General features: G+C 64.0%; 14 protein-coding genes. 7 read left to right on the top strand and 7 right to left on the bottom strand.

What is annotated here, in order from left to right:
- Positions 1-73: 73 nt before the first annotated feature.
- Positions 74-1,147, top strand: coding sequence for an NAD(P)-dependent alcohol dehydrogenase (locus tag ACHPFG_RS15700; protein ID WP_145338115.1), 1,074 nt, complete (start codon positions 74-76; stop codon positions 1,145-1,147).
- Positions 1,148-1,184: 37 nt separating this feature from the next.
- Positions 1,185-2,417, top strand: coding sequence for an MgtC/SapB family protein (locus ACHPFG_RS15695; protein ID WP_431699707.1), 1,233 nt, complete (start codon positions 1,185-1,187; stop codon positions 2,415-2,417).
- 16 nt (positions 2,418-2,433) lie between these two features.
- Here the strand turns inward: ACHPFG_RS15695 and ACHPFG_RS15690 are convergent, their stop codons facing one another.
- From ACHPFG_RS15690 to ACHPFG_RS15660, 7 genes are read right to left on the bottom strand one after another with little or no spacing between them, the layout of a single operon-like run.
- Positions 2,434-3,798, bottom strand: coding sequence for an ATP-binding protein (locus tag ACHPFG_RS15690; RefSeq protein ID WP_431699706.1), 1,365 nt, complete (start codon positions 3,796-3,798; stop codon positions 2,434-2,436).
- Positions 3,795-4,457: a response regulator gene (locus ACHPFG_RS15685; protein ID WP_131696359.1), complete on the bottom strand. Its 663-nt coding sequence runs from the start codon at positions 4,455-4,457 to the stop codon at positions 3,795-3,797. The genes ACHPFG_RS15690 and ACHPFG_RS15685 overlap by 4 nt, the downstream gene beginning before the upstream one ends.
- Before the next feature lie 26 nt (positions 4,458-4,483).
- On the bottom strand, positions 4,484-5,128 hold the full coding sequence (locus tag ACHPFG_RS15680; protein WP_431699705.1) for a tetratricopeptide repeat protein: 645 nt from the start codon (positions 5,126-5,128) through the stop codon (positions 4,484-4,486).
- Positions 5,125-5,934 carry an SDR family oxidoreductase gene (locus ACHPFG_RS15675; RefSeq protein WP_431699703.1) on the bottom strand — a complete coding sequence of 270 codons (810 nt, stop codon included), beginning with the start codon at positions 5,932-5,934 and terminating at the stop codon, positions 5,125-5,127. The genes ACHPFG_RS15680 and ACHPFG_RS15675 overlap by 4 nt, the downstream gene beginning before the upstream one ends.
- The gene (locus tag ACHPFG_RS15670) at positions 5,921-6,595 is read right to left on the bottom strand and encodes a TenA family transcriptional regulator (RefSeq protein ID WP_145338112.1); all 675 of its coding nucleotides are present in this window, start codon (positions 6,593-6,595) and stop codon (positions 5,921-5,923) included. The genes ACHPFG_RS15675 and ACHPFG_RS15670 overlap by 14 nt, the downstream gene beginning before the upstream one ends.
- Positions 6,592-8,070 (bottom strand): AMP-binding protein, encoded by a 1,479-nt coding sequence (locus tag ACHPFG_RS15665; RefSeq protein WP_431699702.1) that lies wholly within the window; start codon positions 8,068-8,070, stop codon positions 6,592-6,594. The genes ACHPFG_RS15670 and ACHPFG_RS15665 overlap by 4 nt, the downstream gene beginning before the upstream one ends.
- Entirely contained in the window at positions 8,060-8,737 is a 678-nt protein-coding gene (locus ACHPFG_RS15660; RefSeq protein WP_431699701.1) for a thermostable hemolysin, read from the bottom strand. The genes ACHPFG_RS15665 and ACHPFG_RS15660 overlap by 11 nt, the downstream gene beginning before the upstream one ends.
- A 176-nt stretch (positions 8,738-8,913) precedes the next feature.
- Here ACHPFG_RS15660 and ACHPFG_RS15655 point away from each other — a divergent pair, with 176 nt between their 5' ends.
- From ACHPFG_RS15655 to ACHPFG_RS15635, 5 genes are all read left to right on the top strand, one after another.
- A complete protein-coding gene (locus ACHPFG_RS15655; RefSeq protein ID WP_431699699.1) occupies positions 8,914-9,456 on the top strand; it encodes a cytochrome b in 543 nt (180 codons plus the stop codon).
- 164 nt (positions 9,457-9,620) lie between these two features.
- Positions 9,621-11,153 (top strand): sugar ABC transporter ATP-binding protein, encoded by a 1,533-nt coding sequence (locus tag ACHPFG_RS15650; RefSeq protein ID WP_431699698.1) that lies wholly within the window; start codon positions 9,621-9,623, stop codon positions 11,151-11,153.
- Positions 11,146-12,123 carry an ABC transporter permease subunit gene (locus ACHPFG_RS15645; protein WP_027605811.1) on the top strand — a complete coding sequence of 326 codons (978 nt, stop codon included), beginning with the start codon at positions 11,146-11,148 and terminating at the stop codon, positions 12,121-12,123. Before ACHPFG_RS15650 ends, ACHPFG_RS15645 begins: the two co-directional genes overlap by 8 nt.
- Before the next feature lie 34 nt (positions 12,124-12,157).
- Positions 12,158-13,090: an ABC transporter substrate-binding protein gene (locus tag ACHPFG_RS15640; protein ID WP_431699697.1), complete on the top strand. Its 933-nt coding sequence runs from the start codon at positions 12,158-12,160 to the stop codon at positions 13,088-13,090.
- 21 nt (positions 13,091-13,111) lie between these two features.
- On the top strand, positions 13,112-14,104 hold the full coding sequence (locus ACHPFG_RS15635; RefSeq protein WP_184742215.1) for a LacI family DNA-binding transcriptional regulator: 993 nt from the start codon (positions 13,112-13,114) through the stop codon (positions 14,102-14,104).
- Positions 14,105-14,107 lie beyond the last annotated feature (3 nt).

Genomic DNA, 14,107 nt, shown 5'->3' with positions numbered 1-14,107 from the left:
CCATGATCAACGTTCAGCGCGCCGTCGCGGCGCAGTCTGGTCCCACCCCACACGCCCAGCAGGAGGTCACACCATGGCAACCATGAGAGCCGCTGTCTTCGTTGAGAAAAACCGCATCGTCCTCGAGGACAAACCGATCCCCGAGGTCGGCCCGCTGGACGCCCTGGTGCGGATCACTACCACGACTATCTGCGGCACCGACGTGCATATCCTGCGCGGTGAGTACCCGGTGGCCAAAGGGCTGACGGTGGGCCATGAGCCGGTGGGCGTCATCGAACGACTGGGCTCCCAGGTGCGCGGCTTCGTCGAAGGGCAACGGGTGATCGCCGGCGCAATCACGCCCAGCGGGCAGAGCTATGCGTGCCTGTGCGGCTGCGGGGCCCAGGACGGCCCCGACACCCGCCACGGTTTCCGTGCCGCCGGCGGCTGGAAATTCGGCAACACCCTCGACGGCTGCCAGGCCGAATACGTGCTGGTGCCCGATGCGCTGGCCAACCTGTGCCCGATCCCCGATGGCCTGAGTGATGAACAGGTGCTGATGTGCCCGGACATCATGTCCACCGGCTTTTCCGGCGCCGAGCGCGGAGAGGTCAACATTGGCGACACGGTGGCGGTGTTTGCCCTCGGGCCGATCGGCTTGTGCGCGGTAGCTGGGGCACGGCTAAAAGGTGCGTCGATGATCATTGGCGTCGACGGCGTCAGCGAACGCATGGGCGTCGCCCGCGGCCTGGGCGCGACCCATATCGTCGACTTCAAGCAAGGCAACGTGGTCGAGCAGATCATGGCCCTGACCGACGGCCGTGGGGTGGATGTGGCGATCGAGGCGTTGGGCACCCAAGGCACGTTCGAGTCGGCCTTGCGCGTGCTGCGTCCCGGTGGCCGCTTGTCCAGCCTCGGGGTGTACTCCAGCGACCTGCGCATCCCCTATGACGCGTTTGGCGCAGGCCTGGGCGATTACAGCATCGTCTCGACCCTGTGCCCCGGCGGCAAGGAACGCATGCGTCGCTTGATGGCGGTGGTCGCCAGCGGCGGGGTGGACCTGTCGCCGTTGGTGACCCACCGCTTTAAGCTCGACGACATCGAGGCGGCCTATGAACTGTTTGCCCATCAGCGCGACGGCGTCATGAAAGTCGCGATTACCCCGTGAAGGCAGCGCCAGCATTGGGCCGGGCCGGCGGGTACGGATGACGGCTTCCCTCGGAATCGCCGGAGCCGCCGCCGCGCTGGGGATCGGCATGCTGGTGGGGCTTGAGCGCGAGCGCAGCAAGGGGCAGGGTGAACGTCGTGCCTTTGCCGGTCTGCGCACCTATTCAATCACCGCGTTGCTGGGCTACGTCTCGCAGCAAGTCGGCGGCGCGCTGCTGCTCGGGTTGGTCGCGGTTTGCCTGGCGGTGATCGCCAGTACCGCGTATTGGAAGAGCCAGGACGAAGACCCGGGAATCACCAGCGAAGTTGCGTTGCTCACGGTGCTGGTGCTGGGCGCCCTGTGCGGAGCCAGTCCCGAGCTGGCCACGGCAATCGGCGTGGTCATGGTTGGTCTGTTGGCCTATCGCGACAAGCTGCACAACTTTGCCCGCAGCCAATTGACCGAAGCAGAAATGCGCGACGGCGTGCTGCTGCTGATTGTGGCGCTGGTGGTCTTGCCGCTGGCGCCGGATCGCTTCATCGGCCCCTATGGCGGGGTGAACCTGCGCACCATCTGCACCTTGACCGTGCTGCTGATGGCGGTAGGGGCGGTGGGGCATGTGGCGGTACGTATGCTGGGGCCTCGCTATGGTTACGCCATCGGCGCCGTGGCCTCGGGGTTCGCCTCCAGTACGGTGACCATTGCCGCCATGGGCCATCTTGTCGCCAAGGAACCGGAGCATCTGCGCACGCTCGCAGCGGCGGCAATTTTTTCGAATATCGCCACGGTGGCCCAGGCCGTACTGATCCTCGGTACCGTGGAGCCGGCGCTGCTGTCGCAGATGATGTGGCCATTGCTCGCCGGGTTTGCCACCACGGCGATGTATGGTGGATGCCTCATGCTCCGCGTGGCGCCGGCCTGCCAGGCCATCCGGGTGGGAGGCGCGTTCGACCTCAAGCTGGCGCTGATCATGGCGCTGACCCTGACCGGCATCACGTTCCTATCGTCCGTGATGCTTTATCACTTTGGCCAGGTGGGGGTAATGGTGACCGCCACCCTGAGCGGTTTCGCCGACGCTCACGCCACCACCGCATCGATTGCTGCCTTGGTCACCAGCGGCCAGCTCGCGCTCCACGCTGCACCGATCCCGGTGTTGCTGGCGATCAGTTGCAACTCGCTGAGCAAGTGCGTGGTGGCCTGGGTCAGCGGTGGCCGTCGATTTGCGGCCTATGTGATCGCCGGGCAGGTGTTGCTGACCGCCGCGATGTGGTTGGGCGCACTGGTCAGTTGATCGCCACCCAGGCGGGTCATCCAGGGATTTCCAAGGTCGCCCTCAAGCCGCCGGCCGCCAGGTTTTCCAGGCGCACTTGGCCGCCCAGGCGTTGGGCGATGGTTTGTACGATGGTCAGGCCCAGGCCGGCGCCCTGGGCATTGCCACGGCTGTAGAAACGCTCGAACAGCCGCTCACGCTGGCTCTCGTCGATGCCGGGGCCCTGATCGTCGACGCTCAGGACCAACCCCTTGGCTGTTTTGCACAACCCCACGGTAATCACCCCATGCTCCGGGGAGAAGTTCGCCGCGTTGGTCACCAGGTTGGTCAGGGCGATATTGATTGCACCGGCATCGGTCGTTACGGGGTACTGGGCATCGTCGACATCGAACACCAGTTCGAGACCTTTGCTCAGCAACCAGGGTGTCAGCTGAATCAGCGTTTCACGCACCGTTGTCGCCAGGTCGATGGCCTGTACGGGTGGCAGCCCGGCGCTGGGTTCCAGGCGTGCCATGGTCAACAATTGGTTGACCAGTCGGCTGGTGCGGTCGACACCGGTGATCAGGAAGGCCAGGGACTCGCGCCGTTCGGTTTCAGTGCCGGCTTCCAGCAGGTTTTGCGCGTGCACCCGCAATACCGCCAGTGGCGTGCGCATTTCGTGGGCGGCGTCGGCGATAAAGCGCCGCTCGCGGCCGAGCATGTCCTGGATCTGCGCGAGCATGCGGTTCAACGCCGCCTGCATCGGCTCCAACTCCATGGGCAAGGGCGTCAGTTGCATCGGCTCCAGTGAGCCGGAATGCCGCGCGCGCAAGGTGGCGGCCATATCGGCCAGCGGCTTGAGGCCCCAACCGATGGCCAGCCAGACCATGGCCGCGAGGATCAGGCTGCCCAGCACGTTCGGCCATAACGTATGCCGCACGATGCGCTGCACCAGGTCGGAGCGCACGTCATCCCGCTCGCCGACCCAGATACGCAGGCCGTTGTCCTTGTCCTTGAGCACGAAACCGCGCCATTGGCGGCCATTAAGGTCCTCGATATTGCTGTACCCCGGCTGTGCGGGAGGCGTGGCGAATGAAGGGGCGCTGGCGGTAAACACCAGCAGCTCGCCCTGTGGGTTCCACACCTGGAAGGCGATTTTGCTTTCATAGGGGTGCCCGTCCACCTTGGGCATGGCGTTGCCCAAGGCTTTGTTGAAGGCGCGATACAGGTCGGCCTGGTCCTGGCTGGCCAGCGGCATGCTCATGACGCCCTGCAGCAGGCGGGCGTTCTGCGCCAACTGCGCGTCGTAGACTTCGGCGATTTCGTGATTGCTGTCATGCAGGTTGAGCACGCTGATCACCAGCAGCCCGGTGAGCAGCAGGCCGATAATCAGGCTCAGGGTTCGCCGCCGAATCGAGGTCATTGGCGCTCCTCCACCAGGTAGCCCACGCCGCGCACGGTGCGGATCAGTTCACTGGAGAACTTCTTGCGCAGGTGATGGATATGCACCTCCAGGGTGTTGCTTTCGGCTTCTTCGTTCCAGCCGTAGAGCAACTGCATCAGTTGGTCGCGGGTCATCACGCGGCCCGGCGGCGATAGCAGTTCGTGCAGCAACTGATATTCCTTGGGGGTGAGCAGTACCGGCGCGCCGTGGTAACTGACCTGCTGCGTGCTCGGGTCCAGGCAGATGCCTGCGTGCTCGATCAATACCCGTGCCCGGCCGGCGCTGCGGCGCAGCAGTGCACGCAGGCGTGCCTTGAGTTCGGCCAGGTCGAAGGGCTTGATCAGGTAATCGTCGGCGCCGGCGTCCAGCCCGGCGATGCGGTCTTCGGTGGCATCCCTTGCGGTGAGGATCAGCACCGGCAGGTTTGAGCTGCTGTCACGCAGGCGCCGCAACACCTCCAAACCGTCCATGCGTGGCAGGCCGAGGTCGAGCACCGCCACATCAAAGGTTTCGCTCAGCAGCGCATGCAAGGCACTGCTGCCATCCTGCAGCCAATCGACGGTGTAGCCCTCACGCACCAGCGCCTGGTGAATGCCTTCGCCCAATGCCACGTCATCCTCGATCAGTAAAAGGCGCACGCAGACTCCTTGTCGGTAGAGTGTTGTCAGTTGAGTTTTTTGTTGATGTCGGCCAGCACGCTTTCGATCTCTTTGCGCCGCCCGGTATCGGCGGTTTCCCGGCCCGGCCGAGGTGCGGCCAGCAGGGCTTTTTGCAAGGCATCACGGGCTTCGCCATAGCGTTTTTGCCGGTACAGGTGGTCGCCCCAGAAGTACAGACTATCAATGCCGGTAGGGTTCAGTTGCAAGGCCTGTTTGAGTAACAGTTCAGCCTTATCGGCATCGCCAAAGCCGATTGGCCAGCCGGGCACCCGGTCGTACAGCGCGGCCAGGCTGGTATAGGCCGAGCCTTGCAGGGCCTTGGGGTCGAGGTCGAGGGCTTTTTCCAGGTCGACCTTGGCCGCCTTGACCTTGCTTAACGCGCCGAGCCCGCCCTGGGCGCCGGCCCAACTGCTGGTGACGATGCCTGACCAGATCCACGCCTCGGCGGCTTGGGGACGGTCGTGGGTGAAGGCCGTGGCCTGGGTGGCGAGTCGTTCAAAGGCCTGGGGCCGCTGTTCCTCGGGCAGGTTGTATTGGATGTGCGCCCAGCGCGTCTGGATGTCGTTCAGGCGTTGTTGGTCGACGGCGTCCATCGCCCAAGTGAAGGGGCTCAGGGCGGTGAGCAGCAGCGCGGTAAAGAGTTGTTTCATGGCTTCGGGTCCTTATTCTCAAATGTGTCGCTCAGGCGGCGTACCAGCGGCAGCTGTTTACGCAAACCCCGGTCGACCAGGTTAGGCAGCAGGCTGTTGAGGCGCACAAAGAAACGCTCCGGCCAGCCCAGGTACAGATCGCGACGCTGGTTGGCAATGGCTTGGATCACGGCCGATGCCACGGTATGCGGGTCATCAACGTTGGATTTGAGTGCATCGTTCAAGGCCTGCGCCGCCGGGCTGTTCATCGAGGTACGGGTCGCGCGCGGTGCCACGTACAGCACGCCGACGCGGGTGTCGGCCAGTTCCCGACGCAACGCTTCGGAAAAGCCGCGCAAGGCAAACTTGCTGGCGCAGTAGGTGGCGTAGCCGGGATAGCCGATGGAGCCATAGGTGGAGCCGACATTCACCACCATGGCGCTCGGTGCCTGCTTGAGCAGCGGCAGCAGCAGCTTGGTCAGGCAGATCGGCGCGGTGATGTTCAGCGCCAGCATGCCGTTGATGTCGCTGTCTTCCAGTTGCTCCAGCATGGCGAAGTGATTGATGCCGGCGGCGTTGATCAGCAGGTTGATGCCGCCGATGGCTTCGGCGGCGGCCAGCACCTTACGGCGGTCGGCGAGGAAGGTCAGGTCGGCACCGATCCAGCAGAGTTGCTCCGGGTAGCGCTCAAGCAACCCCTCCAGCGGTGCACGGTGGCGGGCCACGGCCAGCACCCGCGCACCACTGGCGCACAGGGCGGTGGCAATCGCCAGGCCGATGCCGCCGCTGGCGCCGGTCAGCACCACGCGCGTTTCAGACAGGCGCATGGGGCGCCTCCCCGAGACGCGGCAGGCTGCGGAACATATCGGTATAGAGCGCGTACACCACCTTGGAGGCGCGAATCACGGCGGCCTGGTCGTCGGGGTCGTCCAGGCTGTTCATCAAGCGGCGGTAGGTTTCCATGTGGCCGATGTCCAGCGACCCGTGGGAACTCAGGTAGCTGAACGCCGTTGCCGGCAGTTGCAAGCGCTCACGAATGCTGCCGGCCGCGTGGGTGGCCAGGGCGATGCTGGTGCCTTCCAGCACATTGACCATGCCGAACAGGCCGACCGGGTTGTCACGGGCGATCAGGTCGTAGAGGTAACTGACCATCAGCTCGATGGGCAAACCGGGGCGCCCGTCACGTACCGCATCGTCATCACCGCCGCAGGCGGCAATGTCATTGAGCACCCACTGCTCGTGGCCGTATTCATCCTCGATGTACTCGCAGACGGCCTTGCGCAGCCATTCCAGGCGCGAAGGCAGGCGCGCACCGCAGGCCATCATCAACGGCACCGTATGCCGCACGTGGTAGTAGGCCTGGGCCAGGAATGCGCGATAGCTGTCCAGGCTGACCTGGCCCTCCAGGGCGTCGCGGATGATCGGCAGGCTGAACAGCGCCTGGCGTTCCTGTTGAGTGGCTTCTTGCAGCGTGTCGAAAAAATTCACGATGAGGTTTCCTCGTTGAATGTTGGGGCAAATTGGGTTTGATAACGGGCGACGATGGCGTCGCGCCGTGGCCGGCCATTGGCGGTGAGCAAGCCATTGGCGGCGGTGAAGGGTTGCGTCAGGCGCGTCCAGCGATGCACCTGGGCGTAGTCGGGCAGGCCGCTGTTGGCCTCGGCCACGGCGCGGGCCAGCTGCGCGTCGCTGCAGTCGGCGCGATGGGGCCAGAGCAGGGCGTGGTTCTGCGGCAGGGCTTCGCCATACACGAACGCCTGGGCGATGACACCGCCCTGGGTCAGCTCGGCCTCGACCCAATCCGGGTTGACGTTGCGCCCGTAACTGGTGACGAACTGATGTTTTTTGCGGCCCTTGAGGTAGAGAAAACCGTCCTCGTCAAAGGCGCCGAGATCGCCGCTGGGCCACCATTGCTCGGGCTGGTCTGTCTGGCCCAGGTAGCCGAGCAGCGTCGAGCCCTTGATCAGCACTTCATCGTCTTCGGCCAGGCGGATTTCCACGTGGGGCAGTGGCCGGCCGACGCTGCCAGGACGGTGTGCCCCGGGACGATTGAGGCATACCACCGAGGCGCATTCCGACAGCCCGTAACCTTCATACACCGGTACGCCCAGTTGCTGCGCACGCTGCAGCAAGGCCTTGGAGACGCGCGCTCCGCCGACGGCGGCAAAGCGCAGGCCCTGGGGGCTGAAGGCCTTTTGCTCGGCAGCAATCACCAGCATCAACAGCAATTGCGGCACCAGGATCAGACTGTGGGGCTGACGGGTAGCTAGGCAGCCGAGCAATTGTGCGGCGTCCACCGCGCTGGCGCCCTGGATGCCCAGGCTCTTCTGGCTGGGCAAGCTGAGGGTGGCGCCGGCGTAGAGCGCGGCGTAGCAACCGAGGTTTTCCAGCAAAATCGCGATGGGCAACAGCGCCAGGTGATGGCGTGGGTCACTGCTGTGGCTGGCCTGGTACAGCTCGCGGGCCACCCGCAGCAGGCTGTCGGCGCTCAGGCACACGCCCTTGGGCGCGCCGGTGGTGCCGGAGGTGAACGTCACCTTGGCGGTGCCGACGGGTATCGAAGGGCAGCCCTCAAAGGTGCGGCACCAGAATTCGCCGCACGGGTGATAGCCGTTGGCGAGTAATTCAGCCTCCAGATGCGGCTCGGCGATCACCCGTTCGGCGTGGCTTTGCTCCAGGCAATGGGCGCGCTGGGCCGGGCTGAAGAACGGCGGCAAGGTCAGGCAGGTCAGGCCTTCGAACAGCACTGCCAGGTCCCACAGCATGGCCTCGACGCCATTGTCCAGGGCCAGGGCGACCACCTTGACGCCTTCTTCGCGCAGGCGCTCCTGTCGATACGCCACTTCGGCGAACATCTGGGTGTAATCCATTTTCAAGCTGTCGCCCCACAGGGCGATGGCGCCATCGTTGCGTTCGGCATGGCCGCGCAGTACGGCGTGGAAGCGGCGGGTTTCAGGCGACATGGCTGGCGTCCTCGAGGGTGGTTGGCAACCCCAGGCGTGAGAACAGGCCCATGTTGCGCAAATGGATGAACCCGGCGCGGATATTGCCGACATGCACCCACGGTTGGCTTTCGTAGTAACTGCCCCAGTGATGGCGCTCATCGCCGAGGCGCTGCGGGTCGGCCGCGCACAGGGTGACGGGCTTCAAGCCCAGGCGGTGGAAGCTGTTGACCAGGCCGATATTGCCGGTGAACGCCACCCACTCCAGGCCGCCCATGGCCAGCAGCCAAGTAATCGCGATGATGCTCAGGCGCGCACTGCCGGTGTCGCTGGCCGCGAGGTTGCCGACTTCGGCGATGGCGCCGCGCTCCACGGTCTGTTCGGCAGCGGCACTGATCAGCGGGTCGATCGGATGGTCCAGGTAACGCTCCAGGAACAACGGCTCCGCGCTTGCCAGGCGCACCCCGGCGACGGCGCACAGCTCGCCGCTGGCCTGGCTGACGCCAAACAACTGCGGCATGAAGTGCCGAATATCGGCGCCGTGGGCAAGGCGAAAACGTTGTTGGATAAACGCCTCGAAGGCAGGCCGCTGCGGGTCTTGGGGCAGGGCGCGGGACAGGCGCATCGGTGCACTGTCGGCATGGCCGAACAGCAGCGGCAAGGAAATGTTCCAATCGATATCGGGCATTGGCATTACGCCTCCCCAGTGAAGTTGGGAGGAGTATCGGAGGCATTTCTTAACGAAGTCTGAAGGTGGCAAAAGGATATATTTCGCGATCTTCAGACTGCCTTAAGACTTCGCGGGCAGCGTGGCGCGGTCTTTCCACGACCGCTTGCGGCCACCACCTGCACAAGGCTCTTCCCATGACTGAACATCTGGTGACACAGCGCTACACGAAGCTGTCGATGACCCTGCACTGGCTGATGCTGGCGCTGTTTGTCGGCGTGTACGCCTGCATTGAAATCAAAGGTCTGCTGCCTCGCGGCCATGCATTGAAGGGCGTGCTTCTGGGCAGTCACGCGCTGTTCGGCATCGGGATTTTCGTACTGGTCTGGCTGCGCCTGCTGGGACGCCTGGCGCCGCGCCCGGCGATCCTGCCGCGTCCACCGGCCTGGCAGACTGCCGTGGCGCACCTGATGCACCTGGCACTGTATGGCTTGATGATCGTGACGCCGCTGCTGGCCTGGCTGATGCTCAGCGCCGCAGGCAAGCCCGTGCCGTATTTCGAGTTTGCCTTGCCATCGCTGGTGGCAGTGGACCCCGACCAGGCCAAGCAATTCAAGCACTGGCATGAATGGCTGGGCAGCGCCGGCTATTGGTTGATCGGCCTGCATGCTGCCGCCGGGTTGTTCCACCATTACTGGGTGCGCGACAACACCCTGGTGCGCATGCTGCCAAAACGTTAGAAATGCAAAAATCACACTTTATGCGTTTGATGAAACGTTTCTTCTAGCGACAAATGGCTTACGCAAGCGCTTGCGTAAGTAAATGTATCTGATTAGAGTCGGTGGCAATCGGCTCTGATCAAAGAGGGCTGAACGACAAAAATAATAAAACCAGGAGCTCATTGATGAGCCTTGAACCCTTGCTTGAGATGCAGGGCATCAGCAAAACCTTCAACGGTTTGCGCGTGCTCAAGAATGTCGGCCTGAAGGTCTACCCCGGCGAAATCCACGCCTTGATGGGGGAGAACGGCGCCGGCAAATCGACCCTGATGAAAATCCTCTCCGGCGCCTACCAGGCCGATCCCGGCGGCGAAATCCGCATCGACGGTCAAGCCGTCCCCACGTTCAACCCTGCCACCGCCAAAGCCCTCGGCATCGCCGTGATCTACCAGGAACTGAGCCTGTGCCCGAACCTGAGCGTGGCCGAGAACATCTACCTGGGCCGTGAGTTGCGCCGTGGCTGGACCATCGACCGTAAGGGCATGCAGGACGGTTGCGTGGAAGTGCTGCAGCGCCTGGGCGCCGAATTCACCCCGGCAACCAAGGTCAGCAGCCTGTCGATTGCCGAGCGCCAACTGGTGGAAATTGCCCGTGCCTTGCACGCCCACGCCAGGATCCTGGTGATGGACGAACCGACCACGCCGTTATCGTCCCGCGAGACCGACCGCCTGTTTGCGCTGATCAAGCAGCTGCGCAGCCAGGGCCTGGCGATCATCTACATCAGTCATCGCATGGCCGAGATATATGAACTGTCGGACCGTGTCTCGGTGCTGCGCGACGGCCAATACATCGGCGAACTGAGCCGCGACGCGCTGTCGGCCGAAGTCCTCGTGAAGATGATGGTCGGCCGCGACCTGTCCGGTTTCTACAAGAAGGAACATGCCGCCTACGACCCCGGTGCGGTGGTGATGCGCGTGCGTAACATGGCCGATGGCAAGCGCGTGCGTAACTGCAGTTTCGACCTGCATGCCGGTGAAGTGCTGGGGATCGCCGGGCTGGTCGGGGCAGGGCGCACCGAGTTGGCGCGGCTGATCTTCGCCGCCGACCCGCGCACCAGCGGCACCCTGGAAGTGTTGGGCAAGACCGTGACGCAACTGCGCAACCCGGCGGATGCGATTCGTGCCGGCGTGGTGTACCTCACCGAAGACCGCAAGGCCCAGGGCCTGTTCCTGGACATGAGCGTGGCCGACAACATCAACGTCTGCGCCTGTGTGCCGGATGCCCGCGCCGGTGGTGTACTCGACCGTGGCCATGGCTTGAAACGTGCCAATGAAGCCATCAAGTCACTGTCGATTCGCGTAGCGTCGGGCAAGGTCAATGTCGGCGCGTTGTCCGGCGGCAACCAGCAGAAGGTCCTGCTGGCGCGGCTGCTGGAGGTCAAGCCGCACGTGCTGATCCTCGACGAACCCACACGCGGCGTGGACATCGGCTCCAAATCCGAGATCTATCGCATCATCAATCAACTGGCGCAGGCCGGCGTGGGCATCGTGGTGATTTCCAGCGAGCTGCCGGAAATCATCGGCACCTGCGACCGGGTGTTGATCATGCGCGAAGGCCAGTTGGTGGCCGAAGTCGGCGGGGCCTCCGGTCACGCCATCTCCCAGGAACGTATTATTGACCTCGCCACCGGTGGCGATCAGGTGGTTGCCCATGGCTGATTCAATGATTGCTACAACAGGCAAGGCAGAACGTGCCCGCGAACTGATGCGCACGGTCGGTATGTTGCCGGTGCTGATTTTGCTGCTGGTGGGCTTCGCCCTGGCCAGCGAGAACTTCCTGACGATGCAGAACCTGTCGATCATCACCCAACAGGCTTCGGTCAATGTGGTGCTGGCGGCGGGCATGACCTTTGTGATCCTCACGGCGGGTATCGACCTGTCGGTGGGGGCGATCCTGGCGGCGTCGGCCGTGGTGGCGTTGCAGGCGTCAATGTCGCCGCAGTTCGGCATGTTCGGGATTGCGGCCGGTATCGGCTTCGGCCTGTTGCTGGGCCTGGTCAACGGTGGGTTGATTGCGTTCATGCGCCTGCCGCCGTTTATCGTCACCCTTGGCGCACTCACCGCCATGCGTGGCCTGGCGCGCTTGCTGGCCGATGACAAGACCGTGTTCAACCCCGACCTGCCGTTTGCCTTTATCGGCAACGACTCGATCCTCGGCGTGCCCTGGCTGGTGGTGATCGCCGTGGCGGTGGTGGCGCTGTCGTGGTTCATCCTGCGCCGCACGGTGATGGGCGTGCAGATCTATTCGGTGGGCGGCAACCCCGAAGCGGCGCGACTCTCCGGGATCAAGGTGTGGAAGGTGCTGCTGTTCGTCTACGCCATGTCGGGCGCCTTGGCCGGGCTGGGTGCGGTGATGAGCGCCTCGCGCCTGTTCGCCGCCAACGGCCTGCAACTGGGGCAATCCTACGAGCTGGATGCGATTGCCGCGGTGATCCTCGGCGGTACCAGTTTTACCGGTGGCGTCGGCACCATCGGCGGCACGCTGATCGGCGCGCTGATCATCGCGGTGCTCACCAACGGCCTGGTGCTGCTGGGGGTGTCGGACATCTGGCAATACATCATCAAGGGCATCGTGATCATCGGCGCGGTCGCGCTGGATCGCTATCGCCAGTCCGGTGCGCGGACCTGATTTCACTCCCATAACAATCACAAGAGAGACCCGCATGAACCTTAAACGCATCTTTCCCGTCGTCGCCTTGGCTGCCCTGATGTCCCAAGCTGTAGAGGCCCGCGAACTCAAGGCCCTGGGTATCAGCATGGGCTCGCTCGGCAACCCGTATTTCGTGACCCTGGCCGATGGCGCCACGGCCCGGGCCAAGGAGCTGAACCCCAACGTCAAGGTCACCTCGGTGTCGGCCGACTACGACTTGAGCAAGCAGTTCTCGCAGATCGACAACTTTATCTCGTCCAAGGTCGACCTGATCCTGATCAACGCCGTCGACCCTTCGGCCATGGCCTCGGCGATTAAGAAAGCCCGCGATGCCGGCATCGTCGTGGTGGCGGTGGATGTGGACGCCAAGGGCGTGAATGCCACCGTGCAGACCGACAACGTTGAAGCCGGCAAGCTGGCCTGCCAATACCTGGTGGACAAGCTTTCCGGTAAGGGCAACGTGATTATCCAGAACGGCCCGCAAGTCACCGCCGTGACCGACCGCGTCAAAGGCTGTAAAGCCGCATTTGCCGGCGCGCCGGACATCAAGGTGCTGTCCGACGACCAGGACGGCAAAGGCTCCCGCGAAGGCGGTCTGAACGTGATGCAGGGCTATCTCACGCGCTTCCCGAAAATCGACGGCCTGTTTGCGATCAACGACCCGCAAGCCATCGGCAGCGACCTGGCGGCCAAGCAGCTCAAGCGCAGCGGGATCATCATCACCTCGGTGGACGGCGCGCCGGATATCGAGAACGCGCTGAAGACCGACACCCAGATCCAGGCGTCTGCCAGCCAGGACCCGTGGGCCATGGCGCAGACGGCGGTGAATGTCGGCAATGACCTGCTCAACGACAAGGCCCCGGCCGAAGCGGTGACCCTGCTCACGCCAAAACTGATCACCCGCGACAACGTCGGTACGTACAGCGGCTGGTCGAGCAAACATTGATAGCGTGAGAGGAACAGCGTCGTGGTGACCATGGATGACGTGGCAAGCAGGGCGGGGGTGTCGACGTCGACCGTGTCACACGTGTTGAACGGCACCCGCAAAGTCAGCCCGGCCACGGTGCTGGCGGTGCGGCGGGCGATCCAGGAACTGGGGTATATCCCCAACACCCTGGCGCGCTCGCTGGCGCGGTCGAGTACCAACACGATAGGCGTGGCGATCTCGGCGCTGTCCAACCATTACTTCAGCGAGACGGTGCACGCGATTGAAACCGAGTGCGCCAAGCACGGCTACATGATGCTGTTTGTCGACACCCACGACGACCCGGAGCAGGAGCTGCGGGTGGTCACGGCGCTGCATCATCGGCGGGTCGACGGCATTGTGCTGGCGCCGTCGAACGGTTCGATGGCCCTGGAGTATATGCGCGCCAACGAGATTCCGGCGGTGCTGGTGGACCGGATGATGAGCGAGCAGTTTGATCAGGTCGGGGTGGAGAATGCCCAGGCCACCCAGGGCCTGATTGAACACCTGATCGGGCACGGGCACCGTCGCATCGGTTTTATCGCCGGGCGCACGGGGTTCAGTACTACGGATGAGCGGGTAGCGGGTTACCGCGCGGCGTTGCACGCGGCGGGGCTGGCCTTCGATCCGCAGTTGCTGGTTAACGGCGGCTCCAACACCGAGCCTGCGCGCCAGGCCACGGTGCAGTTGCTGGGCCTGGCTTCGCCGCCCACGGCGATCATGGCCGGCAATAACCTGATGACCCTCGGCGCGATGCACGCCTTGCGTGACGCGCAGCTCGACGTGCCGAGACAAATGGCCCTGGTGGGCTTTGATGATTTTGACTGGGCGGATTTTTTCGTGCCGCGCCTGAGCCTGATCGCACAGCCGGTCAAGGCCCTCGGCGCCCGCGCGGTCGACCTGTTGCTGCAACGCATGGCGTCGCCTGACGCAGCGCCCCAGAGCGTGCGCCTCGCGCCGACCCTGCAGTTACGTAACTCCTGTGGCTGTCATTGATTG

The organism is Pseudomonas sp. BR20 (assembly GCF_050780135.1).
Lineage (GTDB): Bacteria > Pseudomonadota > Gammaproteobacteria > Pseudomonadales > Pseudomonadaceae > Aquipseudomonas.
The sequence above is the reverse complement of the archived record's forward strand: the minus strand, read 5'-3'. Positions and strand labels throughout refer to the sequence as shown.

Bases quoted from the DNA above. Each gene is read 5' to 3' on its own strand.
- ACHPFG_RS15700 (WP_145338115.1), top strand. From the start codon at position 74: ATGGCAACCATGAGAGCCGCTGTCTTCGTTGAGAAAAACCGCATCGTC.
- ACHPFG_RS15695 (WP_431699707.1), top strand. From the start codon at position 1,185: ATGACGGCTTCCCTCGGAATCGCCGGAGCCGCCGCCGCGCTGGGGATC.
- ACHPFG_RS15690 (WP_431699706.1), bottom strand. From the start codon at position 3,798: ATGACCTCGATTCGGCGGCGAACCCTGAGCCTGATTATCGGCCTGCTG.
- ACHPFG_RS15680 (WP_431699705.1), bottom strand. From the start codon at position 5,128: ATGAAACAACTCTTTACCGCGCTGCTGCTCACCGCCCTGAGCCCCTTC.
- ACHPFG_RS15675 (WP_431699703.1), bottom strand. From the start codon at position 5,934: ATGCGCCTGTCTGAAACGCGCGTGGTGCTGACCGGCGCCAGCGGCGGC.
- ACHPFG_RS15665 (WP_431699702.1), bottom strand. From the start codon at position 8,070: ATGTCGCCTGAAACCCGCCGCTTCCACGCCGTACTGCGCGGCCATGCC.
- ACHPFG_RS15660 (WP_431699701.1), bottom strand. From the start codon at position 8,737: ATGCCCGATATCGATTGGAACATTTCCTTGCCGCTGCTGTTCGGCCAT.
- ACHPFG_RS15655 (WP_431699699.1), top strand. From the start codon at position 8,914: ATGACTGAACATCTGGTGACACAGCGCTACACGAAGCTGTCGATGACC.
- ACHPFG_RS15650 (WP_431699698.1), top strand. From the start codon at position 9,621: ATGAGCCTTGAACCCTTGCTTGAGATGCAGGGCATCAGCAAAACCTTC.
- ACHPFG_RS15645 (WP_027605811.1), top strand. From the start codon at position 11,146: ATGGCTGATTCAATGATTGCTACAACAGGCAAGGCAGAACGTGCCCGC.
- ACHPFG_RS15640 (WP_431699697.1), top strand. From the start codon at position 12,158: ATGAACCTTAAACGCATCTTTCCCGTCGTCGCCTTGGCTGCCCTGATG.